This is a genomic window from Corynebacterium vitaeruminis DSM 20294, assembly GCF_000550805.1.
GTDB classification, from domain to species: Bacteria; Actinomycetota; Actinomycetes; order Mycobacteriales; family Mycobacteriaceae; genus Corynebacterium; species Corynebacterium vitaeruminis.
In genome coordinates this window covers 2,824,668-2,849,769 of record NZ_CP004353.1, presented here as the reverse complement: position 1 = coordinate 2,849,769, position 25,102 = coordinate 2,824,668, and the positions used below count along the sequence as shown (strand labels likewise).

Sequence of the window (25,102 nt, the reverse complement as noted above, 5' to 3'; positions counted from 1 at the left end):
CTCCTTTACACGTCGTAGAGCTCGCGGAGGGCGGAGTCGATTTCGGGCATGGAGGTGAAGTCCTCGATGACATGGACGGGGACGCCGACGTCGCCAAGGGTTGCGGCGATCTCGCCGGAGGTGAGCAGGAAGTCGGCCTCCTTGGCGCGGCCTTTCGCTGAGATGGTGTCGGTGGCCTCGACCGAGAGGTACTTGCCCCAGCCCCACTCGTCGAGCACCTGCTCAAGGGTGTTTTTCAGGAACAGCGAGGTGCCCAGCCCGTTGCCGCAGACGGTCAAGATCTTGCCCTTGGAGGCGACGGAGTCGGCGTGGTGCCCGGTCGCCGCCGCGGTTGCGGCCGTATCCCCTCTACTTTCCCGCTTATCGACGCCAAGGAGCACCGCCCGCAATTCCTCCTCCGAGCCGACCGTGTCGAGCTTCGCGCGGGCGGTCGGGTGGCCGAGGATGCTTGCCAGCTCCTTCATGGCGTTGATGTGGGCCGTGGAATCCTGGGCCGCGAGCGCCACGACGAGGCTCACCGGGTCGTTGGACTTGTGCCCGAACTCGACGGGCGTGTCGAGGCGAACCCACGAGATGGACGTTTTCAGCACCGATTCAGACGGCCTGGCGTGGGCGAACGCGAAGCCTGGCGCCACGACGATGTAGGGCCCGTTGTCCCTGATGGACTGGACCATCGCGTCGGTGTATGCCGGGGCGATGGTACCCGCGTCCTCAAGGAGGTGGCCCGCGGCGCGGATGGCCTCCTCCCAGGTGCTCGCGCGGCCGTGGAGATCCACGGCGCCCTTCGCGAGCAATTCATTCAGCATGGACATAGATGTCCTCCTCTTACTGATGGGGCCAGCAATAGGCTTATGAACTGGCACTTATACTTGTTATTACCAGTTAAAAGGGGCGGTGGATAGACCCTAGGGCGAGAAACCTTGGCGTTGGAAGAAATGACTCGCGCAAGGAGGCAGGGGTGGCCCAGTTCTTTGCAGCCAACATCCCGCTTTAGCTGCTGTTTCCGTTCCGTACGGCTCGGTAACTAGCCCCGTGCTCGTGGCCTCCGGACAGGCTTGGCTGGGCGGCAGCTACTCCCGGCCATGCTAGGTGGCCCGGCTTTTCGGACGTCTCTTGTGCCTTCGTGCCAAAAACGCGAATCTTTGACGGGTGAGAGATCGCAAACTCGCAGGTGGTCAGATCTGAAGCCTGTCAAAGAAGCGCTTATTTTCAGCGCGGGGTGTCCAGCCCACCTTTCGCCGCGCATCTGTGGGGTGTGCGACCGAAAACACCCAGGTGGTCAGATGTGCTACCCCGCAGATGCGTGGATTCTGGGAAAGCACGCTCGGTCACAGCCCAGGGCAGCAGGGTGGAGTCGTATGAAGAGCCACCCGGAAGGGGCTCACGCGAACGATCGCGACCGCGAGCTTATGAAGTCTTGTGATTTTTATGATTTTTATGAATTGTGTGAATTCTTGCGAATTACGGGGAGAACCTTGGCGTCGATAAGCGAAAATGCCACCTTAGGGCCGCTTTTCGCTCGCGCTAGTTTGATTTCTGTCACAATGGACGCATGCCTACCCTGCGCCTCAAAGCGGAGCTTGTCGAAGCGCCGCGACCCGTCGTCCGCACCCTTGACGTCCCAGTTGAGACCACACTTTACGGTCTCCACCTCGTGCTCCAAGCAGCCTTTTTCTGGCACGACAGCCACCTGCACGAGTTCACCCAAGGCGAGAGGCGCTGGTCGCCGGTGCCGGAGGAGTTCGAGGCGCTGCCCGAGGCGGGCGTCTTGCTCAGCGAGCTCCTGCACGAGATCGGCGACGAGCTCACCTACACCTACGACTTCGGCGACAATTGGCGGCATCGGCTCACGCTCGTCGGCACGGATCGGCGCGCGCGCAAGAGGGCCACGCTTGTCGACGGCCAAGGCGCCGCGCCCCTGGAGGACTGCGGCGGCGTGGGCGGCTGGGAACGCGTGCTCGACGACATCGATCTCGCAGCTCAGGGCAAGTTCGACAAGCTCGCCAACCCGGCCGGTTACGAGCTGACCTTCGGCGATGACAGCCCCGCCGCCGTGCATGCCCACTTCGCGTCGTTTGGCGACGTCGACCGCCACTGGGCGTCGGTCGACGTGAAGAAGGTCGACGTCGCCGCGGAGCCGGAGGACCCGGGCAGCCTCGAGAACGTCAACATAGCCGAGCTGGTCGGCGCGCAGATCCGCGACATGGTCGAAACCCAGGGCCTGTCGTACGAGGAGGCGATCGCGATGCACAACCAGCGCATGCAGATCCGCCACCTGCCCGAACTCGGCGAGGACCTTGCCTTCGAGCAGGCGGCCTTCGAGGACCCCGAGGTGGCGCGCCGGCTCTACGAGCGCGCCCAGGAGCGCGGGGTGCTCGGCGCGCTGGGCGACTACTTCGGCACTCCCCTGCTCACCGAGATGATCCACCGCCACGAGACCGCGTCCGCCCCCACCGAGGAGCACCTAGCACTCATCGGCGGCCGGATGCAGGACGTGCTCCGCGCCATGACGGAAAAGCGCTCGACGACGAAGGTCATGCGCAAGGTGTTTGCGATTCTGGGCATCGGCACGGACGAGGAGGACATCTACTGGGCGTGGAACCAGCTCGAGTTCCTGTTCGTCACCTCCGGCGTCGCCGACGCCCGACTCAACGAGTTCGTCGTCACCGAGGACACCGTCAAGGTGCTCGCCCTGGATAAGCCCGATTTCGCCAGGGAGATTGCCGCGCGGATCCCCGGCGACCAGGGCGAACCCTACATCACCGCGGTACTGGTGCTCCTGCTGCTGGCCTACGGCGACGACTCGATGCGCAGCCTCGGCGCGCTGCGCGGGCACACGCCCGATGAGGAGCTCGCCGTGTTCTTCTCCGCCATCATCGACGCCTACTTCCCCGTCGCGCCGGGCATCGACGGCGAAGGCCAGCGCGCAATGGAGTTCTTCGAGCGGTTCAGCCTGCTGCGGGAGGCGCTGCACCTCGTGATGCCTCCGGTGAGCCACCCCTTCGACCCCAACAGCGTCAGGGAGCACCCAGCGCTGGTGTCCTTTGCGAAGGAGTGCCTGAGCAGCCTCGACGCGCGGTGGCTGCTGCCGTTCGGGGTGGGCGAGAGCCGCTACGCGTAAGCGTCCCGCTCCGCGACGATCTCGATGTCGTTGCCCTCGGGGTCGAGGACGTAGACGTCGGCGTGGCCGAGCTTGATCATTCGGGACGGTCCACCTGCGATTTTGCCGGACTCCGGTGGGTCGCCGCGGTCGGTTGGCCGGGGCCTTGGCGTCGATACGCAGGAAGCATCGAAATCCCCCCGCTTTCGCGCTCGCGCTGCCGATGTCGGGTGCCTCTGCCACAATGAGGCGCATGCCCACTCTGCGCCTGCGAGTCGAGCTCCTCGACGTGCCCCGCCCAGTCGTTCGCATCCTAGACATCCCCGTGGAAACCACCCTCCACGGCCTCCACCTCGTGCTGCAAAAGGCGTTCTCGTGGCGCGACGAGCAGCAGCATTCCTTCACGCTGGGCCCGTCGCGCTGGGTCGCCGAGTCCGCAGGCGACGAGCTGCCCGAGTGGGGAGTTACCGCCGGTGACCTGCTCGAATCTGCCGAGGGCGAGCTGGTCTACACCTACGACTTCAATGATGAGTGGCGCCACAGCATCCGGCTCGTGGGCACCGACCGGCGCTACCGCAAGCGCGCGACGTTGGTCCGCGGGCACGGCACCTCGCCGCTGGAGGACTGCGGCGGCGCGCGGGCCTGGGCGTCCATCCTGCGGGACATCGATCGCGCGGCTGCGGGTGAGCTCGCCGCGCTGGAGAACCCCGAGGCCTACCGCGCCACCTTCGGTGAGATCTGCCCGCTCGAGGTCCAGCGCGACTTCGCCTCCTTCGACGAGTGGGAGAAGAGCTTCGCCATGCCCGCGGTGAAGAAGGTGGATGTGGTTGCGGAGCCGAAGGCGTCGGCAAGCAAGCGCGCAAGCGGAAGGCTCTCGGAGCAACCGGCGTTTCTGGATCCGGCGGTGGCGGAGAACCTGCTGGGGGCGGCCGACCGCCGCGGCGTGCTGCACGCGCTCGGCGAGTATTTCGGGAGTCCCCTGCTCACGGCCATGATTCACCGGCACGAGGCAACCGTTTGCACGATGCTTTCCGACGTTCACGCGAAGCGCGTGGGACGCACCCTCAAAGGGCTGCTGCAGATCCTGCCGGGCACGGTGCGATCCCAGGAGACCGAGGCCGAGGCGTTCGAGATGGTCGACGAGATCAATCCCGGCTGGGGCAATCGCGAGACGCTGGTCCTGCTCGAGAGGATGTTTTGCCTGGTCGGGCTGGGCGAGCAGGAGGAGCCGGGGATCGTCTTCACGGTGGACGCGCGCCGGGCGCTGCGGCTGACGGACATCGAGTTCACCCATCATCTCGCGGGGCGATTCCGCTCGCTGCGCGGCGAGCGCTTCGTGACCGCCGTGCTCGCCTTCCTCTATATCGCCCACGGGGACGCGGCGGCAGCGCGCCTGGCGGAGCTGCGCAGCCGCACCCGGCTGGAGGAGCACGAACAGCTCTTCGATGACCTCGGCGAAGGATACTTCCCCCGAAGGCGCGCCTACCCGCTCGCCTGCGACCTAGTCTTCGACCGGATCTACGCCATCTCCGAGCCGCTCGCGAGGGTGGTGCCAAAGGAGGAGGACCCGCACGATCCGGGGATTTACGTCACCAACGTGGCGCTGGCGGCGTTCGCGCGCGAGTGCCTGGCCGGGCTCGAGCACGGCAACCTTCTGCCTGAGGAGCTGGTGGCGGAGCTGAGCTAGGGGTGTGGGTCTGGCAGGGGTGTTGCTAGCGGCCGAAACGGCGCATGACCGCGATGATCGTGGGCAGGTAGCCCGCGATGATGAGCAGGGTGATGAGCCGGATGATCTGCAGGCTGACCACGATGGGGCCGACCGCGCCCTCGGAGGCGAGCGCGAGGACCGTCTCCAGCCCGCCGGGGCTGGTCGCCAGGTAGGCCTCGAAGTAGGTCGAGCCCGTGACCAGCATGAGCGCCCACGCCGACGCGGCACACGCGAGGATGGTGAAGGCGATGCAGGCGATGGTCATCGGCAGTTGCTTGCCGAACAGCTTCAGCGAGCGGGTCGACAGCCCGCCGCCGCACATCCAGCCGATGGTGAGCAGCGCGACGATCCGCACCGGCTCCGGCAGCACGATCGAGCTCGGGTCGTGGAAGGCGAGAGCGGCCAGCGGCGTGATGAGAAGCGGGGCGAAGATGTGGGGTGCCGGGAAATGCAGCGCCTTGCCGATGTAGGGGCCGATGAGCGCGATGGCGATGAGCACGAGGGTCGGCGCTAGCTGCGGGTTCGTGGCGTGGCCGCTGAGATCGAGGGGGCTGCCGAAGGTGAGCCCGCCGACCACGGGCAGCGTGAGCGAGACGATGAGTAGCCGCAGGTACTGCGAGAGTGCCACGAGCCGGTAGTCCGCTCCCGTGTCGCGCGCGATGACCGGCAGCGTCGAGGAGCCGCCGGGGAGCATGCCGAGGATGCCCGTCTCGACGCTCACCTCCTTCTCGTGGCGCGAGAGCAGCACGCCCGAGCCGACCCCGATCCCCACGGTGACCAGCGCGACCACGATGCCCGGCACGATGAAGTGCAGCATCGAGCCGTAGTCGACGCCCACGAGGGAAAGTCCCGCGAGCACGCCGATCACGCCGCGGGCCGCGCGCTCGACCGCGCCGTTGAGCGGCAGCTCGCGCCGGGAGACGAGCGCCATCGCGCCCGAGGCGAGGATGCCCGCCACGATCCAAGCAGCGTGGATGCCGAGGTCGTCGAGAACGTAGCCGATCCCGGCCGAGACGGGCACGACGATGAGCCACCGGAGGACGTCGGACCACGGGGCGCGGGATTCGGGGTGTGGCATGGCGTCCTTTCACGCGTTAGTTGTGGTGCTTCACGGAGTTCGAATCGTGTTCTCCCCCACTGTAGGCGCGGCGCGTTGACCGAACAGAAACGCGAGGCCGAAGTGGCATAGCGTGCTTATCGACGGCCAAGGTTCGCAATCGCCCTTCCACGAACTGGTGTGGAAGGGTGTGTTGCGTTTCCGCTACAAGCCGATGGCCGCGGGCGCGATCTCTGGGGCGCGGTCGGCGATGGGTCCCAGGTAGCGCGGGTCCTTTTCCACCGAGCGCCCATTTTTGGGAGCGTTCCGCCTGTGCGGCGTCGACGACCACCCCAGGGCGCGGCCCCTCGTCGATGACGACGGTGCCGGTGTGCATGATGGTCAAGGTGGAGGTGGTCATTCCTTTCCTCCTGGAGCAGAAAAACGCAGAACGAGTCCCGCGAGGATGTCTGCCATCTCTTGCACGCGGCGCGGCGAGGACTCGTTGACCCAGCTGAGAGTGGTCCAGGCGACGGCGGCCGCGACGGCCTCTGTGGTTGTCTCTGCTGGTAGCGGGCCCGATTGCAGGGCCAATCCCGCGGGTGAGTAGTCGGCGATGCGTCCGCTCAGCGCGGCGATGAGGTGCTTGAGGATGTCGTGCGCGCCGGGCCCTTGCGAGACGTGCTGAAAGAAGGACCGGTGGCCGTCGACGTAAGCGAGCACTTCGGCGAAGAAGGCCGCGAGCTCATCCTCGGTGAACTGGCGGGTGGCCTGGGGCTTCGGGGAGCTGGCGAACGCCCGCGTGATCTCCTCGGCCGCCGCGTGCGTGAAGGCGTTGGCCGGGTCGGTGAAGGCGGCATAAAAGGTAGGTCGGGTGACCCCCGCCTCCCTCACGATGTCGGTCACCGTGATGGTTGCGGTCTCCCGCTCGTGGGCGAGGCGGATGACCGCCTCGAGGAGCTGCGGGTACGCGGAATTTCTTGCCATGTGTAAAGAGTTACACCTGTAAAGAAATCTGGTCAAACCCCCGTAGGTGTCGACACGCGTTCTTCAAAGGGGACATCGTCGATTATTCGCGTGACCGGTTGGTTTCCGGGCATGGTGAGCTCCACGGTGACCTTCCGGCTCGGGCAGCAGGCGGCGTCGTTGGCGGTGCCTGCGAGCATCTCGACCTGGATGGCGTGGTCGTTCCAGTGGAGCGAGATGAAGTTGCCGCGGCCCTGGACGTAGCCGCCGAGGTCGCTGAAGTCGACGGTGGTCATGTAGTTGAGGTCGTTGTCGTAAACGAGCAGGTGGGCGGGCCAGGAGACGCCGCCCATGTCGCAGTAATAGGCCACCGCGGCCTCGTCGCGGCCGTCGCCGTTGATGTCCGTGTACGCGCCCATCGGCGTTTCGTCCTCCATGCGCAACAGCCCCGGCACGGAGCCGACGTTTCTCATCGCGGCGGCGGGCAGCATGCCGTCGACGAGGGTCGCGGCGTCGTTGCCGCACAGCGACGGCACCCACAGGGTCTCCAGTGCCTCGACGGGGATGATCTTGTTCGCGCTGGCAGAGGACGTGGGCTGCGCGCTCGGCGATGTTGATGGTGGCGGGGGCTCGACGCTGGCGGGCGCCGGTGACTGCGTGACGGTCACAGTAGAGGCGGGCGCGCCCGGGTCGCTGGAGGTGCCGCTGGAGCAGGCGGTGAGCGCGAGGGTGGAGAGAGCAGCGAGGGCAGCTACGGAAACGGTGATCTTTTTCATGAGTCCACCGTAGCAACCAGACCGGACGCGGGGGCCCGGCTAGTGCAGGCGGTATCCAATCGTTAAGCGTAGTGGGAGAAAACGGCACGATCGTTCCGGTCTGGCGTCAGTTGAGGTATTTTGAGAGTCAAAACTGGAGAAACCGGCAAGATCATGCCTGTCCGAAGGGAGGTGGGATGTGGACTCGATCGGGGATACGGCGCGTACGCGCCGAAAGGAGCTGCTCCTCACGCAGTCTGATCTCGCCGAGCTGGCGATGGTCTCGGAGAGGTTCGTGCGGCAGCTGGAATCGGGGAAACCCACGGTTCGCCTCGACAAGGTTTCTGCCGTCCTCGCGGTGTTGGGGCTGGAACTCGCCGTGGTGCAGCATGTCCCCGAGGCGCTGCGGTAGGTCGTGGGGTCGTTTGTGCGCCGCCTTGGCGTCGACAAGCAACAAAACCGTAACGAAGTACCGCCTCGGCGGGCGCGGTGTCGCGTGGGTGCGGTAAACATTCAGTATGGACAATAGGGACACACGTTTTCAAAACGAACGCGAGGCCCTGCGCGCGGCGTTGGGGCGCCTTGATGCGGCAGAGGGGGCGCTCGCCGAGGCGCGCGGCCTGCTCGATGCGCTGGTCAGAAGCCAAGACGCCCCGGTTGCGCCGCCCGCCGCGCAACCTGCGCCGCAGCCAACCTCCAGGGCTCTGCTCGGCGGGGAACACGGCTCGCTGAGCAGCGGGCGGGCGCCGATCGCCCCTTACCCAGCGCCGCCGCGCCCAGCCAAGGCGAAAAAGGCGCAGGGCGATCGCGAGTCCACTCTGATCAGGGCCGTCGCGGTGGGTGGCGCGCTCATCACGCTCGTGGGCGTGGCCTTCTTCGTCGCGGTGGCGATCCAGGCGGGGCTGCTGGGTCCGCTGGGACGCGTGGTGCTCGCCTACCTGGTCGCCGCGGCGCTGCTGGCGGCGGCGCACCGGTTCCGGGCGTCGGCCCCGCCGGCCGCGACGTCGGCGCTGGTGGTGACCTCGCTGTACACCGCCCTCGCCACCACGTGGCTGACCACGACGTGGCTGGGATGGCTGCCGGTCTTCCTCGCGGCGGTGGTCATGGTCGCGCTCTACGCCGCCATCGGCGCCTACGACCTGCGCGCGGGCGGCCGCGACGTGACGGCAATCTGGCTCGCGGTGGGCGCGGCGCTTTCCACGTTCTTCTTCCCGCTCGCCGCCGACGAGGGCATCAACCCCCTGCCCGTGTTCCTGTTCCCGCTGGTCATGGCCGCCTTCGCGGTGGCCTTCCGCAGCCACACCATCCAGAGGCTGGCGGCCCTTTCCGCGCTGCTGGCGCTCGGTTCGCTCCTGCTTGCCGACGGCCAAGGCCAGCCATGGATACTCACGCTCGTCGCGGGCATCCTCGCCCTGGCGCTCGGCTCGGCGGGCGCGAAGTACCCGCTCGGCGGCGAGGAATGGAGCAGGGTTTTTGCCACCGGCGCGGTGCCCGCGGTGCTGCTACCGGCCGCGGCGATCTACCTCGACGCCGTGGGTCCGAACTGGCTCGCGGTGGTGCTTGCCCTCGCCCTGCTCTCTATCGGGCTGCGGATGAAGGAGGCCGCGGTGCTTCGCGTCTGGGCGCTCGCCGCACTGCCCATCGTGGTGCTGTGCACCGCCTACCCCGACGCCGTCTACCGGCAGCAGGTGGCGGGCTCTCCCTTGTACTGGCGCGCCGCCACGGTCGTGGTGTTCTTCGGCCTGCTGGTCGCGCTGCTGCCCAAGCTGCGCGAGGCGTGGGCCATGTCGACGTGGGCGTTCGTGACGGTGATGCTCACCGGCACCCTCGCGGACTACGTCTTGGGCTGGCGCTCCCACGCGATCAGCGTGGAGGCCTTCCTCGTGGCCGTCGTGCTGCTTGTCGCGCTCGTGGTGGTGGCGACGATCCCCGGTCGCCTGCCCGAGGTGGGCGACAAGTGGGTGCAGGTGGCGGGCCTCTTGGTGGCGCTCTACCTATCGATGCTTTCCGTCGTGGGAATCCTCATGCGCGTGGGATCCGTCTTTGGCCACGAGAACGGCGCGTTCCTAGGCGCGCACGCGCTGGTGTCCATCGCGTGGATGGTGCTGGCCGCGAGGTTCATGCTCTCCCCGCGCGGCCGCTTCACCAACGTGGGCGCGGTGCTGGCCATCGTGGCGGTGATCAAGCTGGTGTTCTTCGATCTCTCGGCGCTCAACGGCGTGGCCCGGGCCTTTGCCTTCCTGCTGTGCGGCATCGTTTTGCTCACGATCGCGGTGCGGCGCTCGGCGGTGGTCAGTAAGGCCGGGCTACTCGGGGCGGAAAATGTCGCCCCGAACCGCGGCGAAGGCAACGCGGCCGACCGCGCCCAGGGTGATGAGGGTCGCCGCGGCGAGGGCGATGGTGGCGACGGCGGTGTGGAAACCGGAGCCGGTGGCGCCGGCCATGGCGACGGTGATCGAGGCGAGCGCGGCGGAGGGGAAGGTGTAGGCCAGGACCGGTAGCGCGAACGGCAGCTTCACCAGCTTGTGCAGCTGCGCGCAGAGCAGGAGGGAGAGGAAGACGGCGGCGTCGTGAAGGATGACCACCACCGGATCGACCTCGACGCCCGTGAGCGCCTGCCACGACAACGCGATCATCGACGGCGGGGCCAGGAAGATGGTGAGCGTCGGCGCGAGCTTGGGGGGAAGCGGGTTGTCGTGGACCAGGACCCGGTTGAGCAGCATCGGCCACAGGCCGAGCCAGAAGACGACGCCGACGCCGAAGGAGAACCACGCCACCCCCATGTCGCCGACCTTGGGGGCGGCCAGCGGCGTGACCACGTTACCGACTATCGGGATGAGCCACGCGGGGGTCATGGCGTCCCGGGTGATGTCCGGGCGGTTGAACCAGGCGCCGATGACGTAGACCGTGGCGACGAGGTGCCCCAGCGCGCCGGCCCACCACAGCACGCTCGCGAGCCCGTGCGCGGCGTCGGCGAGGCCCGCCGCGAGGATGAGCATGGAGATGGTGATGGTGGGAACGAAGACCATGCGCATGGGGTGGGTGAGGTCCGCGCGCACCGCCTGGGGGAAGCGGGCGAGCTTGGCCAGGTAACCGCCCGCGACCAGCACGAACGCGATGCAGCTGAGCCACAGCAGGGCCTGCCAGGTCCACGCGGGAAACCCCCACGCGGCGGCGGCGCGGCGCCAGGCGAGGCTCAGGCCGCCGAGGCCCATGACGCCAGCGAAGAGCTGGACGGGGAAGTTGCGGATGGGCTGGACTGTGGCTGAGTCGTTCACGGTGGTCCTTCATCGGGGTTTCATATCGCGTATACCCCCTGGGGTATACGGCTAATGTAATGACGCTTGGTGGCGAAGTCAACGCGGCACGGGACTGGGTGGCCGCCCGCCTTGGCGTCGACAAGCGAATGCTACAACCTGGCAAGCGCCTCGCCGACGCGCTTTCCGGAGTGGATGCAACCGCCCAGGAAGGTGCCCTCGAGCGCGTTCTTGCCGTGCATGCCGCCGCCGCCGAAGCCGGCCGCCTCGCCGCAGGCGTAGAGCCCGGGGAGCACGGTGCCGTCGGCGTCAAGGCAGCGCCCGTCGAGGTCGGTCTCGATGCCACCGAGCGTCTTGCGGGTGAGCACGCGGATGCGCACGGCGATGAGCGGGCCCTTGGCGGGGTCGAGCAGGCGGTGCGGGGCGGCGGTGCGCACGATTTTGTCTCCGAGGAAGCCGCGAGCGATGCGGATGTAGTTGACCTGCGCGTCCTTGGAAAACGGGTTGCCCAGCTGCGAGTCGCGGTCCTCGATTATCGCGCGCAAGGCGGCCTCGTCGATGAGGCCCTCGCCGGTGAGCTCGTTCATGCCGCGGACCAGGTCGGCGAGGTTTTCCGCCAGCACCCAGTCCTCGCCGTGATCCATGAACGCCTTGACCGCCACGTGCGTGCCGGGCCCGACCTTGCCCGCGAGCTTCTTGAAGGACCTGTCCGTCAGATCCGGGTTCTGCTCGCTGCCGGAGAAGATGAACTCCTTGTCCGCGATCGCCTTATTCAGCACGAACCACGAGTAGCCGTGCCCCGTGCGGCCGATGTGGGCGAGCGCGGCCAGGTTGTCGGAGCCGGGGAAGAGGTTGGTGGGCAGGCGCTGGCCGGTGGCGTCGAGCCACAACGAGGACGGCCCGGGGATGATGCGGATGCCGTGACCTGGCCAGATCGGGTCCCAGTTCATCATGCCCTCGGGGTAGTGCCACATGCGGTCGGTGTTGACTAGGTGCGCGCCCGCCGCGCTCGCGATGTCGATGCCGCGGCCGTCCACGTGCGCGGGTACGCCGGTGACCATGTCGTTCGGGCACTCGCCCCAGCGCTCGCGCGGCCACATGGCGCGAACCTTGTCCAGGTTGCCGCCGATGCCGCCGGTTGCGATCACCACCGCGGCGCCGCGCAGCTCGAACTCGCCCACGACCGTGCGGGAGGAAGCCTCGCCGCGGGGCAGGTCGGTATCCGCGAGGATGCTGCCGCGCACGCCGACCACGCCACCCCTGTCGCCCGCCTCGTCGCCGACGATGAGCTCGTCGACGCGGTGCCGGAAGCGGAACTCGAGCCTGCCCTCGGCCTCGGCCTGCTCCAGCGGCTCGCGGAAGACGCGCACCACCTCGGGCCCGGTGCCCCAGGTCAGGTGGAAGCGGGGGACCGAGTTGCCGTGGCCGGAGGCGTCGCCCGAGCCGCGCTCGGCCCAGCCGATCGTGGGCAGCACGTTGAGCCCCAGCTCCTTGAGGTAGGCGCGCTTCTCGCCGGCGGCGAAGCGGACGTAGGCCTCGCCCCACTTGCGCGGCCAGTAGTCGCGGCCGTCCTCCGCCTCGTCGTCGTACTGGGCCGAGTTTTGCCAGTCGCGCCACGCCAGCTCGTGGGAGTCGTGCACGCGCATGAGCCTCTGCTCGGGGCTGCCCACGTAGTACAGGCCGCCGAGCGACCAGAACGCCTGGCCGCCGAGGTTGTTGCGGTTTTCCTGCTCGAGGATGACGACGCGCTTGCCGCCCTTGAGGGCCTCGTGCGCGGCGACGAGGCCGGCGAGGCCGGAGCCGACGACGATGATGTCCGCCTGGGGTTCTGGATGCATACCCGTATTCTATCGGCGGCGCTGCGGGGCCACCCGGTAGTCTGGTCGCATGAAAAAGGGTGTCGTGTGGGGATCGCTTTTAAGCTATGGGCTGGTGATCGCGGCGCTGACGCTTCTCAAGACCCACTACCGCATCGGGCACCTGTGGAGCCAACACCGCCAGCACGTCCGCTCGCTCGAGCTGATCCCGCTCGACATGATCGTCTACGCCCGCTCGTGGTTCGAGCCCGCGTTCGAGTACTCCGGCAACGTCGCTTTCTTCGTCCCGCTCGGGCTGCTGCTCGCCGTGCTCCTGGGAGGCCGGAAGCACCCGGTGCGCGCCGCCACGCTGATGGGCTTTGCCGTGAGCCTTGTCATCGAGGCCACCCAGTTTGCGCTGGCCATCGGCCGAACCGACATCGACGATCTCTGGTGCAACACGCTCGGCGCCTTCCTCGGCGCGTGGCTGGCGACCAAGGCGGGAACCAGGTGGCAGCCGGTGTGGGTTTGGTTCGCCATCTTGCTCGAGGCGGTGTTTGCTGTGGTGGTGGCCGTATTTGGGCGGTTCGGGGCCGCCGCGTAAACCCCCGCTGGCGGTGTCAAGCTGCCATAATAGTGGGCATGCTCACGGTAGTTCCTTTTGGTAGTCACATCGTCGCCGCCCGCGCGGAGGGGGCTGAGGCTGAGAAACTCGGGGAGATCTTCTGGCTCAGCCAGCTCGCCTCGCTCGAGGGGCCCGGCGCCATCCGGGGCGGCGTGCCGCTCATCGCCCCGCAGTTCGCGGACCTCATGGACGGCCCCAAGCACGGCTGGGCGCGCACCGCTAACTGGCAGCTCACGCCGGTCGACCACGGCACCCTGAGCATCGCCGACTACGACGACCTGCTGCTCGAGTTCTTCGGCGTGACCACCCGCACGGGCGTGGAGGTAAGCCTCCGCGCCGTCAACACCGGCCTCGCCCCGCGCCGGGTGCAGGTGGGGCTGCACCCGTACTTCGCGGTCGGCGACGTCGAGAAGCTGCACGTTGTGGGCCTGGAGGGGGCGGACCTCTACGACCGCGCGAGCAACCGGCGCTACACCGGCGCCAACCGAACCACCTTCAACGGCGAGTTCGATCGCATCTGCCGCGGGACGGCGAAGACCGTGAGCATCATCGACCCCGTCCTAGGCCGCCGGATCGACGTCACCGGCCAGGACAACGACGCCTTCGTGGTGTGGAACCCGGGCCGCGCGCTGGCCGCGAACATCTCCGACATCCAACCCGGCGGCTGGCGCCACTTCCTGTGCGTCGAGCCCGCGAGGTTGGGCAAGGACCTCGACGGTGTGGAGCTGGGCCCCGGCGAGAGCGCGCAGGTGGTCATGCAGGTCGCACTGTCCTCCCTGTAGGCTCTACGCTCGCGGTAACCGCGGGCACAGGCTGTTGCCAGACGCGCTTCCTAGCCTTTAGGCCATGACGTTTACACGAATGGCCTCGCAGAGAATCACCACCTTCACCTTTGGGGTGGTTCTCACGTGGGTCATGGCGCTGACGTTGTTCAAGGACAAGCTGACCATCGGCGGGCTGTGGTCGACGGCGGCGCACGCCAACCACCGCTCGCTCAACCTCGAGCCGCTCTACAGCTGGTACCACGCGACCGTCTGGTACGGGCCGTGGATGAACACCTTCGGCAACATCCTCCTGTTCGTCCCGCTCACCTTCCTCATCACCGGCCTGCTGCGGCGCCACGTCGACCACCCCGCGCTGCTGGCCGCGGCGATCGGCGTCGCGTTAAGCTTCAGCATCGAGGTCGCGCAGTTCGTCTTCGCGGTGGGCTACTCCGACATCGACGACCTCATCTTCAACTCGCTCGGCGGCGCGATCGGCGCCTTCGCCTTTACCCGCATGGGCGCCCGTCACCGCGGCATGTTCGTCACCGTCTCGCTCATTGGCTCGCTCGCCACACTCGCGCTCATGGCGGCCAGTTCCTCCCTCTAGTTGCTTGTCGACGCCTACGGCTCGGGCTGACAGGTAGGGCACCAGAACAGATTTCGGCCCTCCATGACCTTCTCCAGGATCGGGGTGCCGCACACGTGGCAGGGCATCCCCGCGCGGCGGTAGACGTAGACCTCGCCGCCGTGGTCGTCCTTGCGCGGCGGGCGGCCCATCGCCTCTGGGGTGTGCTCGGGACGCACGGTGTCGATGCGACCGTGGTCGACGCCGTAGGCCATGAGCCCGGTGAGGTCCTCCCACACCGCGTCGAAGCGTTCGCCCAGCTCGCGGCCCGGCATAAACGGGCTGATCCCCAGCCGGAAGAGCGTCTCCGCGCGGAAGATGTTGCCCACGCCGGCTAACAGGTGCTGGTCCATGAGCAGCGAGCCGATCGAGCGGTTCGAGCGCGCCACCTTCGCCCTGACGCGCTCGGGGTCGGCGTCGGCGCGCAGGGGGTCTTCGCCCAGCTTGCCGACGGCTACGCCTTGGTCCTCCTCGGTGATGAGGCGGCACCACTGGGGCCCGCGCAGGTTGGCCGCCACGTCCTCGCCCGCGATGCGCAGGCGGATCTGGCCCTTCGTCTCGGCGAGCGGCTCGAAGTGGAGCTTGCCGATAAGACCTAGGTGGATGTAGACGATCCGCTCGGGGGTGGGGGAGTCGAACTCCACGAACAGGTGCTTGCCGAAGGCCTGCGCGCCGACCAGCCTGTGGCCGTCGATAAGCGACGCCTGCGCGGCAAACCGCCCCTGCGGCGAGGAGACCTCGGGCGTGGTGTCGGCGAAGTGGGTGCGCAGCTCGCGCGCGAGACGGTGGATCACATGACCTTCGGGCATGGCCTACATCCTACGACCGGTGGTTTAGGATGAAGGCGTGACTGTTGGCAAGATTCTCCTCTATTACAAGTTCACCCCGATCGCGGACCCGAAGGCGGTCATGCTGTGGCAGCGCGAGCTGTGCGAGCTGCTGGGGCTCAAGGGCCGCATCCTCATCTCCGAGCACGGGATCAACGGCACGGTCGGCGGAGACATCGACGCCTGCAAAGCCTACATCAAGCGCTTCCGCGAGTACCCGGGCTTCAAGGGCACGGAGTTTAAGTGGTCGGACGGCGGGGCGGAGGACTTCCCGCGGCTGTCGGTGAAGGTGCGCGACGAGATCGTGGCCTTCGGCGCGCCGGGGGAGCTGAAGGTGGACAACAACGGCGTCATGGGCGGCGGCGTGCACCTCAAACCCGAGCAGGTCAACGAGCTGGTCGCGGAGCGCGGCGACGAGGTGGTCTTCTTCGACGGGCGCAACGCGATGGAGGCGCAGATCGGCAAGTTCAAGAACGCCGTGGTCCCGGACGTGCGCACCACCCACGACTTCATCGCCGAGCTCGAGTCAGGCAAGTACGACTGGATGAAGGACAAGCCGGTGGTCTCCTACTGCACGGGCGGCATCCGCTGCGAGATCCTCTCCGCACTGATGAAGAACCGCGGTTTCAAGGAGGTCTACCAGATCGACGGCGGCATCGTCCGCTACGGCGAGAAGTTCGGCAACGACGGCCTGTGGGAGGGCTCGCTGTACGTTTTTGACAAGCGGATGCACGTGGAGTTCGGCGCGGGTACCGAGGACCCCGGGTTCATCCAGCTCGGCCACTGCAAGTGCGGCAAGCCCACCAACAAGTTCGAGCACTGCATCAACGAGGACAACTGCCGCGACCTCGTGCTCATGTGCCCGGAGTGCTACGAGCACATCGAGACCCGCCACTGCGGCAAACCCGAGTGCGCGGAGGTCGCGGCGAAGCTGGCGGCTACCCTCTAGAGCGAGCTGCCCTTGAACAGGGCGGTCAGCTGCGGCAGGAACGAAGACAGCGAGTTGCCGATGCCCTTGAAAAAGGCGAGGATCGAGGCGAAGAACCCGGTCGAGGATCCAGCCGGGGTGTCGGCGCAGGTCTGCTGGCTAGCGGCGAGGATGCCGGAGCCCAGGGTGGCGCCGTCGTCGGCCCACAGGTAGCGGGTCTCGCAGGTGCCCTCGTAGGAGGCGAAGCCCTCGGTGGCTAGGTTGTCGATGCCCTCCGGGCGCGCCTGGATGGTGCCGTCGGTCACGAACTCGGTTCCATCGTAGGTCATGAGGAGGGACTGGCCGTCGCAGGCGTCGTCGCAGGCCACGCGCAGCTCCTTGGTGGAGGCGGTGTAGTTGAGCGAGGCAACCGCGGCGAAGGGGGAAGCGTAGCGCTGGGCAAGCTCGGCCTTCTCGCCGTCGAGGTTGAGGAAGAGCACCTCACCGGTGGACTCGATGCCCACCGCGAACAGGCCAGCCTCGGGGACGTACTCGATGGCCTCGGCGCCGCCGTTGGCGGAAAGCTCCCCGGTGAACTCGGTCAGGTTCCACTCCGCGGCGGCATTCAGCTCGCCGTCGGTGCCGGTGGGCAGGTCGAAGCGCAGGACAGAGGGGCGGGAGACCGCCTTGTCGTCGTTGTTGCGCTCGGTGGCCACGTAAATGCCGCTGTCGGTGACAGCCACGCCCTCGGAGTCCGGGGTGCCGGTGCCGTCGGCGTAGTGCAGGGTCCAGTGGCCTGCTTCGGTGTAGGTCTTGGTGGCCTCGTCGTAGTCGAGGGCGAAGAGCTCGCCGGTGCCGTTGTTGACCACCCAGGCGCGGCCGGTGGCGTCGAAGTCGGCTCCGGAGAAGTCCTCGCCGGTGAAGTCGGCGCCCAAGTCGACCGGGGAGATGGTGAGCCCGGCGGGGGAGTAAGGCACGGTCTGCACCGGGTTGTCCGCGGTGGCGTCATCGTTGCGCAGGCCCTGGGTGGGGGCCGGGGTCTCGGCGAAGTCGCCGGTCATGTCCGGGAGACGGCCCAGGGTGGTGGCGGCGTGCGCGGTCCACGAGACGGTGTCGATGACCGTGCCGGAGGCGTCGGACAGGGTGACGGAGTCCGCGCCGCCGAGTCCGAAGGAAGGCTCGGTGTGCAAGACGTAGTAGCCGCCGGACTCGATGGAGGTGCCCTCGGGGATGGTGATCGGGGTGTGGGTGGCGTCGCCGTCGATGATGGTCCAGCCGGAGATGTCCACGGACTCGGAGGTGTTGGTGTTGGCCAGCTCGACCCAGTCGCCCACGGCGTCGCCGTTGGATTCGACCTCGTTGATGACGACGGGGGAGGTGGATTGCGCGAGCGCCGCGGGCGCGGCGATGGCGGTGGACGTGGAGACGGCGAGGACCGTGAGGAGGGCTAGGCGATGACGCATGTGAGAAATCCTTTTCGTTCTGAGGGGATTCTCGCAGCGTAGGAGCCGTTTGTTTCGCGGAGGTGAAGGCGAAAAGAACGCTTGGCGAACCTAGTGGTTGGAGATGCTCATCTGGAAGGTGGTGGTCATCCAGAGCATGGACCAGGGGATGAGCGTCCAGAAGGCCCCCATCCACGGGCGCCAACGGATGTAGTTGACGTACTTGCGGTAGAGGATGATGCCGCAGCCGATCGCACCCCAGACGGGGACGAGGCTGGTGGCCAGCGGCCACCAGATCTCGGCGGCGCTGGTGCACATCCACTTCGCCTCGCCGGAGTCGCACTGGGGCCCGCCCATCGCCCGAGAGACGAACGCGAGCGCCAGGCCGAAGAGGATCGTCCCGAAGATGACGCTGAAGGTGTAGACGATGGCCTGCTTCGTCGAGCGCTTGTTGGCCTGAGCCTGGAGCAGCGGGTCGGGGGCGTCGGCGAGCTCGTCGAACGTGGTGGGCGGCGGCATGAAGCGGTTAGCGTAGTCGGCGTCCGAAGTCAGGTCATTTTCCGGGTGATCCATGTGCCTGCTGTTCACCTAATCGAACTCCTTCGGTAGGGGGTTGTGCCCTTGTGAGAAGATAATCTTCCCTCTATTAGCGAGAGCGCAAGACGATCTCGTGGATTTGCCCATCTTTAGGGGTGCCGATGGCGTGAAGGACGCTGCGGGCGACCGTCTCCGGTGCGAGGAAGTCCGTGGGATCGTAGACCCTTTCCTCCTGTTTGACGATGGCTTTCTGCATGTCGGTAGCGATGCGACCTGGGAAAATGCCGGTCACGGAGATGTTCTTTTCCTCCTGGCGCAGCGCGTCGCACCACGCGCGGGCGGCAAACTTGCTCGCGGCGTAGGTCCCCCAATTGGGGTTGGCGTGCTTGCCGGCGCCGGAGTTGATGTACACGACGTGCCCGCGGGCCGTGCGCAGCGCGGGCAGGAGCGCGGCGGTGAGCTCGACGGGGCCGTGGAGGTTGACCGCCATGTGTTCCTCCCACTCACTTCGCGGGGTGTCGGCACAGGTCCCGAGCGTGCACACGCCCGCGCAGTGGACGAGCGCGTCGACGCGCTCGAGGGCGGGGGCTCTGTCGCCGAGCGGCGCGCGGAGGTCGGCCTGCCACCACGACAGTCGCTCGTGAGAGAAGTCCGCGGGCTTCCTATGGTACTGGGCGTGGACGCGGTACCCGCCGTCGATAAGCAAACGCGTGACGGCGAGGCCAACCCCGCGGCTGGCGCCGGTCACGACTGCAACGGGAGAGGACATGGGTCGACCTTTCGGGTTAGGAGGCGGCGGCCTGGAGCATGAGCACGGGAACGCGCACGTGGGGGAGGATCTCCGCGGCCTGGGAGCCGACGAATACGCGCTCGATGGCGCGCATCGGCGTGGAGCGCAGGCACAGCAGGTCGCCCTTCTTCCACTTCACGGCGTCGAGCGCGCCAGCCCACCCGGAACCGGACGCCACCTCGGTCTCGACGAAGACCTCGGGGAATTCATCGTGGAGTGAGTCGCTGAGACGATCCAGAATGGCGAGGGTGTTCTCGCGCCACTCCAGGGTGAGATCGCTCGGGAGCTCGAGGGACTGGCTGATGGGGGCCTGGCCGAACCCGCTGGGGGACAGAGCGACGATGCGCAAGGGCACGTCCCACTGGCGCGCGAGTAGGGCGACGCGGTGCAGATCCTTGGAGGGGTCCTCGTCGCTGACGTGGGCGTAGTTGATGCGGGTGATGCCGCGCTTGGACAGCTTGGGGCTGCGCGGGGCCAGACCGAGCGGGATCGGGGAGGAGTGCAGCAGCGTGTCGGCCGTGGTGCTGGGGAGGAATCGCCCCTTCGGGGCAGTGGCGTTGGAGCCGAGCAGGATCACGTCTGCGTGGTAGTCGGCGGCGGCCTCGGCGAGCAGGGCCGCTTCGTTGGATCCGTCGGCGAAGATGGAGACGCGCTTGTTGAGCTGCTCGGAATCGAGGCCCTCCTTGCTCAGCTCGCTACGCACGACCTTCTCGAGCCGGGACGCTTCCTTCTTGAACCAGCGCTTGTACTTGTCTCCCAGCTTGGAGATTGACGGCGAGGGCCACGGCCGCAGGAAGGTGGTTACGCAGCGGATTTCCACCGGGGTGGTGCGGGCGAGCCACGCCGCAACCTGGATCGCCTCATTGCCGCCCTCGTTGGGGGACCACACGACGAGGACGTGGATGGGGTCCGCCGCATGGTCGGGGGAATCGTCAGTGGAACTCTTTTTCGTCATCTCGCCGTCGTGCTTAACTCATGGGCGCCCCCTCAAGAAAGTGGAGGCTACTGCTGCTTAAGAATATCAGAGTAGGTTTCCGCTAAGTCATTGATGACCGGCGCGAGGCGCGCGGTCTCCGCCAGCTTCTCGGCGGGCAGAGACTCGAGCATCCGCGCGAGGTGGGCGGTGCGCTCCTCGCCGACGCGCTTGAGTTCCGAGTGACCGAACTCGGTGAGCCGCACCTTGACGCCGCGGCGGTCTTCCTCGTCGCGGATGCGCTCGATCATTCCGCGCTGCTCGAGCTGGTGGAGCGCGTTGGACGCTGTGGGCATGCGAATCCCCTCCGCCTGGGCGATCTGGCTGATGCGCGCCGGGCCGTGCTCATCCAAGCGAGTGAGGATGGTCATCTGGGGGCCGGTGAGGTCCGATTGACCGGCGAGCCGGAAATACAACACGTACAGCTGGGTGAGCGCGGGTCGGATGCTGGCGGCTATGTCATGAGGGGTTTGCGACGTCATATCAGCATTCTATAAGGCCAGGGTGCGAAGTTGATAGATTCGCACAAGAAAATAACGAAAAACTGGGGGTTGGGCCTTCGCTTTTCGCCTGGCTCCCGACGCGTGCGAAGGGAATAGACTGTCTCGAATGATGCAACGAAGCGGCGAGATCTCGCACCGGCTGACCCGCGCGAGGACGCTCGGACAGTGGCGGGCCGGGGCGATCGCCAGGCGCGATCTCTGCGATGCGGACTTCATCTTGGTGACGGCCTCGCGCTTCCACGGAAACCCGGCGGGGTACCCTTGCCCCGTGTGCGAAGGCAAAGACCTGCGGATCGTGTACTGGGTCTACGGCGATGAACTGGGCAAGGCCTCCTCCACGGCCCGCAGCATGGAGGAGATCGAGGCCTTCGTGGCTGAGGGGAAGACCTTCCGCGTCCACACCGTAGAAGTCTGCCCCTCCTGCCGCTGGAACCACCTCCTCAGCGAGGTCACGGTCACTAATGGCGGGGCCAGTGACGGGGGATAAACTGCGAATCTGAGTGGCGGCCTTAATAATCGCGGCCGTGGGCCCTAGACTCTTTAGGTATGTGTGGCTCGCGATCGACGATCGGGGCGTTAGTTGGCAGTCTTGCGTGAGCAGGAAGACTTTTAGGAAGCACGGAAGATAAGTGGCAGGAAACAACAACTCATCGAAGCCTTCTTCGTCGGGTAAGGGCTCAGGCAAGAGCTCCGAGGGGAGCAGTAAGCCCGCCAAGCGCCGGGCGAAAGCCGAGCAGCACATGGTCAGGAACTCTGTCATCGGCGTGATCGTCGCGCTGATCATGATCCCCCTGCTGGTCTTCGGCGTGGCGTATGCCGTCACCGACGTGCCCAAGCCGGGCGAGCTGACCACCAAGCAGGTCACCGAGATCTACGCCTCCGATTCCACGACCGAGCTGGCGCGCATCGTCCCGCCGGAGGGTAACCGCCGCGAGGTGTCGATCGATTCCATCCCGGAGACCACGCGCCACGCGGTTCTCGCCGCGGAGGATCGCGAGTTCTACTCGAACAGCGGCTTCTCCTTCACCGGATTCGCGCGCGCCGCGCTCGGCCAGCTCACCGGCAACTCTTCCGCCGGTGGCGGTTCCACCATCACGCAGCAGTACGTCAAGAACAGCGTCGTGGGCAACGAGCGCTCCTACATGCGCAAGGCGAAGGAGCTCGTCTACTCGGTGAAGATGACCAACGAGTGGTCGAAGGATCAGATCCTCGAGGCGTACCTCAACACCATCTACTTCGGCCGCAACGCCTACGGCATCGACGCCGCGGCATACGCCTACTTCGGAATTCCTGCCTCCCAGCTCAATGTCGCGCAGTCGGCCGTGCTCGCCGCCTCCATCCAGCGCCCCAGCCAGCTGGACCCGTGGACCAACCGCCAGGAGGCCGAGGATCGCTGGAACTACGTCCTCGATGGCATGGTCTCCTCCGGCTGGCTCGACGCCGACGAGCGCGCAAACCTGACCTACCCGGACACCATCGATCCGGCCCTCAACAGCGCCTACACCGAGGCCGACGGGACCAACGGCCACATCAAGAACCAGGTCATGGCGGAGCTCAACAGCCTCGGCATCACCGAGGAGGACGTGGAGACCAAGGGCCTGCGTGTGACCACCACCATCGACCCGCAGACCCAGCAGGCCACCGTGGACTCCATCCACAACAACCTGCAGGGCGAGAACAGCAACATCCGCATGGCGGCCGTGTCGGTGGAGCCCGCGACGGGTGCCGTGCGCGGCTACTATGGCGGCGAGGACCCAAACGGCTACGACTACGCCAACGCGGGCTTGCAGACCGGCTCCACCTTCAAGATCTTCGGCCTCGCCGCGGCGGTGCAGCAAGGCATCCCCACCTCGACCTACTACAGCTCCGACCCGTACCAGCTGCGCGGCGGCGTGCTCGTGACCAACGTCGAGGAGGCCGGCTGCGGCTCCTGCTCGATCAAGGAAGCGCTGAAGAAGTCCTACAACACCTCCTTCTTGCGCCTGCAAGATGATCTGGAGCATGGAAGCCAGGACACCGCAGACATGGCGCACGCCCTGGGCGTGGCACGCTCCCTGCCGGACATCCCCGAGACCCTGACCGAGAACGGCGGGCAGCCCTACGAGGGCGTCATCCTGGGCCAGTACCAGACCCGCCCGCTGGACATGGCCCACGCCCTGTCCACCCTGGCCAACTACGGCGTCTACCACGACGCCTACTTCGTGGAGAAGGTGGAGACGGCGACCGGCGAGGTGCTCTACCAGCACGACGGCTCCAAGGCCGAGCGCCGCGTGAGCGAGGCGGTGGCCACCAACGTCCTCGACGCCATGCTGCCGATTGCCGCCTACTCCAACGGCAACAGCCTCGCGGGCGGACGCGAGTCCGTGGCCAAGACCGGCACCACCCAGCTCGGCGACACCGGGTCCAACAAGGACGCCTGGATGATCGGCGCGACCCCGCAGCTGGCCACCGCCGTGTGGGCCGGCACCGATGACGGTTCCCCGCTGACCAACTCCTACGGCGGCCTCATGTACGGCTCCGGCCTCCCCGCGTCGACGTGGAAGGACATCCTCGACAACGCCCTCGACGGCAAGGACTACGAGCAGTTCAAGGCGGCCGAGCCGCTCGACTACGTCAAGAGCGGAAGCTACGGATCGGGCTACGCCCCCAGCACCGGCACGAGCCAGGGCACGCAGGGCACGGGTGCAGAGAGCATCGCGCCGGCGGCCCCAGCCGAGGCGACCCCGGTCACGCCGGAGGATCCCGCGGCCACCGTGCCCGAGGTCGGGGTTCCGGCCGTCCCCGTCCCCAATACCGGCACCGGCACCGGCGGAACCGGAGGCACAGGCGGAACCGGCGGGATTGAGGTCCTACCCGGCCTGGTCATTCCGGGCCTAGGCGGATAAGCCCCCACGAATGGTGCGGCGGGTGTCACGAGGAAACTCGGGGCACCCGCCTTTGTGTTTGTGGCCACCGGCGAAGCGTCGTAAAGCACGACAAGCAACCCCCGCTGGACGCGATGCACTACGGTTGAGAGGGTGAAAGCAAAGGTGGCAGACAAACACTCGCCCGCGTACCTCGGCGACCCCTCGCGGCGCGTCTCCCCGACCCGCACGGAGCCCATCGCCCGCGACTTCGCCCGCTTCCTCGGCGGTCCGCTCGGACGCTTCGCGCGCCCGGGAACGCAGCGGATATGGACCCCGATCCGCGTGCTCACGGTGGTCGCGCTCACCTTCTTGAGCCTGGGGTACATGGCCAAGGCCAACTGCCTGGGGGGAACGCTCGTCGACGGTGTCGCGCAGCTGAACTGGGCGGGCAACCGGCAGTACACGTCCGCCTGCTACAACGACATCATTCCGCTCTTTAGCGGGCGCGGGCTCGACCATCCGGGGTTCCCGTACGCGTTTAGCTGGGAGGAAGACGGCCACACGAGGTACATGGAGTACCCGGTGCTCGCGGGCATGTTCCAGTGGCTCATCGCGATCCTCACCCGCGCGGTCTACCCGGTGGTTTCGCTGGTTCCCGGTGCGGTGCCCGAGGCCAGCGTCTACTTCGCGCTCACCGCGCTGGTCATGGCGCTCATGTGGGTCGGCGTGGTCCGGCTCGTCGCGGAGCTGGCCGGCAATCGCGTGTGGGACGCGCTGCTGGTTGCCGCGTCGCCGCTGGTCATCGCGCACGCGTTCACCAACTGGGACATCCCGTCCATCCTCGCCGCGACGCTGGCGCTGTGGTGTTTCTCCCGCAGGCAGCCGGTCGCCGCGGGTGTTTTCATCGGGCTGGGCACTGCGTTCAAGCTGTGGCCGTTGTTCCTGCTCGGGGCGTTTCTCGTGCTCGCGGTGCGCACGCGGCGTTACGCGCCGCTGGCGAAGTTGTTCGCCGCCACGGTGGTCACGTGGCTGGTGTGCAACGTCTCCGTCGCGATCGTGTACCCGCAGGCGTGGGCGGAGTTCTTCCGGCTCAACTCGCAGCGCAGCTGGGAGTGGACCACCATCTACGCGGTGATCGCGCGCGAGTTCGGCTGGTCGGGCTTCGACGGCTCCGGCACGCCGGTGATCCTCAACGCGGTCAGCCTCGCCCTGTTCCTCGGCCTCTGCGCGGCCATCGCCGTCCTCGGCCTGCGGGTCAGCCGCCAGCCGCGCGTCGCGGAGCTGTGCTACCTCATCGTCGCGGCCTTCCTGCTCACGAACAAGGTGTGGAGCCCGCAGTATTCGCTCTGGCTGGTCGTTCTCGCGGCGTTGGCCTTGCCGAATTGGCGTTTGCTGTTTTCCTGGGCGCTTGTCGACGCCCTGACGTGGCCGGTGCTCATGTGGCACATGCTCGGGCAGGACAACAAGGGCGCGCCGGGTGAGTTGCTGGATCTATTCGTGCTCGGCAGGGACGGGCTCATCATCGCGATCGCGGTGCTCATCGTCCGGCAGATGCTGGGGCTGCGCCCCGACCCGGTCCTCGACGCCCACGACGGCCGGGACCCGCTGGCGGGCTCGTTTGCGGAATCAAGGAATTAGTCAAAAG

22 protein-coding genes are annotated in these 25,102 nt (G+C 67.1%); 10 read left to right on the top strand and 12 right to left on the bottom strand.

The features are described from left to right. Positions 1-5: 5 nt before the first annotated feature. Positions 6-812 carry a PTS sugar transporter subunit IIA gene (locus tag B843_RS12805; protein WP_025253885.1) on the bottom strand — a complete coding sequence of 269 codons (807 nt, stop codon included), beginning with the start codon at positions 810-812 and terminating at the stop codon, positions 6-8. A gap of 740 nt (positions 813-1,552) precedes the next feature. Here B843_RS12805 and B843_RS13350 point away from each other — a divergent pair. Beyond that, positions 1,553-3,121: a plasmid pRiA4b ORF-3 family protein gene (locus B843_RS13350; protein ID WP_025253884.1), complete on the top strand. Its 1,569-nt coding sequence runs from the start codon at positions 1,553-1,555 to the stop codon at positions 3,119-3,121. A gap of 232 nt (positions 3,122-3,353) precedes the next feature. Beyond that, positions 3,354-4,787, top strand: coding sequence for a plasmid pRiA4b ORF-3 family protein (locus B843_RS12795; protein ID WP_025253883.1), 1,434 nt, complete (start codon positions 3,354-3,356; stop codon positions 4,785-4,787). A gap of 25 nt (positions 4,788-4,812) precedes the next feature. Here the strand turns inward: B843_RS12795 and B843_RS12790 are convergent, their stop codons facing one another. The 3 genes from B843_RS12790 to B843_RS12780 form a co-directional block, all read right to left on the bottom strand. After that, positions 4,813-5,886 (bottom strand): AbrB family transcriptional regulator, encoded by a 1,074-nt coding sequence (locus B843_RS12790; RefSeq protein WP_025253882.1) that lies wholly within the window; start codon positions 5,884-5,886, stop codon positions 4,813-4,815. A 375-nt stretch (positions 5,887-6,261) separates the two neighbouring features. Then, positions 6,262-6,831, bottom strand: a complete 570-nt coding sequence (locus tag B843_RS12785) for a TetR/AcrR family transcriptional regulator (protein WP_025253881.1) — start codon at positions 6,829-6,831, stop codon at positions 6,262-6,264. A 32-nt stretch (positions 6,832-6,863) separates the two neighbouring features. Then, positions 6,864-7,586 (bottom strand): hypothetical protein, encoded by a 723-nt coding sequence (locus B843_RS12780; protein WP_025253880.1) that lies wholly within the window; start codon positions 7,584-7,586, stop codon positions 6,864-6,866. A gap of 178 nt (positions 7,587-7,764) precedes the next feature. On the opposite strand from B843_RS12780, the gene B843_RS12775 reads away from it, so the two are divergent. Beyond that, positions 7,765-7,977, top strand: a complete 213-nt coding sequence (locus B843_RS12775) for a helix-turn-helix transcriptional regulator (protein WP_025253879.1) — start codon at positions 7,765-7,767, stop codon at positions 7,975-7,977. Positions 7,978-9,871: 1,894 nt separating this feature from the next. Here the strand turns inward: B843_RS12775 and B843_RS13620 are convergent. Both B843_RS13620 and B843_RS12755 read right to left on the bottom strand, forming a co-directional pair. Further along, positions 9,872-10,843 carry an SLAC1 anion channel family protein gene (locus B843_RS13620; protein WP_081751596.1) on the bottom strand — a complete coding sequence of 324 codons (972 nt, stop codon included), beginning with the start codon at positions 10,841-10,843 and terminating at the stop codon, positions 9,872-9,874. 131 nt (positions 10,844-10,974) lie between these two features. Then, positions 10,975-12,660 carry an FAD-binding dehydrogenase gene (locus tag B843_RS12755; protein ID WP_025253875.1) on the bottom strand — a complete coding sequence of 562 codons (1,686 nt, stop codon included), beginning with the start codon at positions 12,658-12,660 and terminating at the stop codon, positions 10,975-10,977. A 49-nt stretch (positions 12,661-12,709) separates the two neighbouring features. Here B843_RS12755 and B843_RS12750 point away from each other — a divergent pair, with 49 nt between their 5' ends. The 3 genes from B843_RS12750 (at position 12,710) to B843_RS12740 (ending at position 14,614) form a co-directional block, all read left to right on the top strand. Further along, positions 12,710-13,222, top strand: a complete 513-nt coding sequence (locus B843_RS12750) for a VanZ family protein (protein ID WP_025253874.1) — start codon at positions 12,710-12,712, stop codon at positions 13,220-13,222. A gap of 38 nt (positions 13,223-13,260) precedes the next feature. Further along, on the top strand, positions 13,261-14,025 hold the full coding sequence (locus B843_RS12745) for an aldose epimerase family protein (protein WP_025253873.1): 765 nt from the start codon (positions 13,261-13,263) through the stop codon (positions 14,023-14,025). Positions 14,026-14,089: 64 nt separating this feature from the next. Continuing rightward, positions 14,090-14,614: a VanZ family protein gene (locus B843_RS12740; RefSeq protein WP_025253872.1), complete on the top strand. Its 525-nt coding sequence runs from the start codon at positions 14,090-14,092 to the stop codon at positions 14,612-14,614. A gap of 14 nt (positions 14,615-14,628) precedes the next feature. Here B843_RS12740 and B843_RS12735 read toward each other — a convergent pair whose 3' ends face one another. Next, positions 14,629-15,441 carry an Fpg/Nei family DNA glycosylase gene (locus B843_RS12735; RefSeq protein ID WP_025253871.1) on the bottom strand — a complete coding sequence of 271 codons (813 nt, stop codon included), beginning with the start codon at positions 15,439-15,441 and terminating at the stop codon, positions 14,629-14,631. Positions 15,442-15,478: 37 nt separating this feature from the next. Here B843_RS12735 and trhO point away from each other — a divergent pair, with 37 nt between their 5' ends. Then, on the top strand, positions 15,479-16,408 hold the full coding sequence (gene trhO, locus B843_RS12730; protein ID WP_025253870.1) for an oxygen-dependent tRNA uridine(34) hydroxylase TrhO: 930 nt from the start codon (positions 15,479-15,481) through the stop codon (positions 16,406-16,408). Here trhO and B843_RS12725 read toward each other — a convergent pair. The 5 genes from B843_RS12725 to B843_RS12705 all read right to left on the bottom strand — a co-directional run bounded on the left by B843_RS12725 (position 16,405) and on the right by B843_RS12705 (position 20,590). After that, positions 16,405-17,829 (bottom strand): lamin tail domain-containing protein, encoded by a 1,425-nt coding sequence (locus tag B843_RS12725; protein WP_025253869.1) that lies wholly within the window; start codon positions 17,827-17,829, stop codon positions 16,405-16,407. The genes trhO and B843_RS12725 overlap by 4 nt on opposite strands. A 90-nt stretch (positions 17,830-17,919) precedes the next feature. After that, positions 17,920-18,381, bottom strand: a complete 462-nt coding sequence (locus B843_RS12720) for a hypothetical protein (protein WP_034651788.1) — start codon at positions 18,379-18,381, stop codon at positions 17,920-17,922. A 73-nt stretch (positions 18,382-18,454) separates the two neighbouring features. Then, on the bottom strand, positions 18,455-19,114 hold the full coding sequence (locus tag B843_RS12715) for an SDR family oxidoreductase (RefSeq protein ID WP_038595580.1): 660 nt from the start codon (positions 19,112-19,114) through the stop codon (positions 18,455-18,457). A gap of 16 nt (positions 19,115-19,130) precedes the next feature. Then, positions 19,131-20,090 (bottom strand): universal stress protein, encoded by a 960-nt coding sequence (locus B843_RS12710; RefSeq protein WP_025253866.1) that lies wholly within the window; start codon positions 20,088-20,090, stop codon positions 19,131-19,133. 47 nt (positions 20,091-20,137) lie between these two features. Continuing rightward, positions 20,138-20,590 carry a MarR family winged helix-turn-helix transcriptional regulator gene (locus tag B843_RS12705; RefSeq protein ID WP_025253865.1) on the bottom strand — a complete coding sequence of 151 codons (453 nt, stop codon included), beginning with the start codon at positions 20,588-20,590 and terminating at the stop codon, positions 20,138-20,140. 127 nt (positions 20,591-20,717) lie between these two features. Between B843_RS12705 and B843_RS12700 the strand changes: the two genes are divergently transcribed. The 3 genes from B843_RS12700 to B843_RS12690 all read left to right on the top strand — a co-directional run bounded on the left by B843_RS12700 (position 20,718) and on the right by B843_RS12690 (position 25,095). Beyond that, positions 20,718-21,098, top strand: a complete 381-nt coding sequence (locus B843_RS12700; protein ID WP_025253864.1) for a DUF5318 family protein — start codon at positions 20,718-20,720, stop codon at positions 21,096-21,098. Positions 21,099-21,351: 253 nt separating this feature from the next. Beyond that, entirely contained in the window at positions 21,352-23,496 is a 2,145-nt protein-coding gene (locus B843_RS12695) for a transglycosylase domain-containing protein (protein ID WP_025253863.1), read from the top strand. A gap of 144 nt (positions 23,497-23,640) precedes the next feature. Beyond that, positions 23,641-25,095, top strand: a complete 1,455-nt coding sequence (locus tag B843_RS12690) for a glycosyltransferase family 87 protein (RefSeq protein WP_025253862.1) — start codon at positions 23,641-23,643, stop codon at positions 25,093-25,095. The last annotated feature ends 7 nt before the right edge of the window (positions 25,096-25,102 follow it).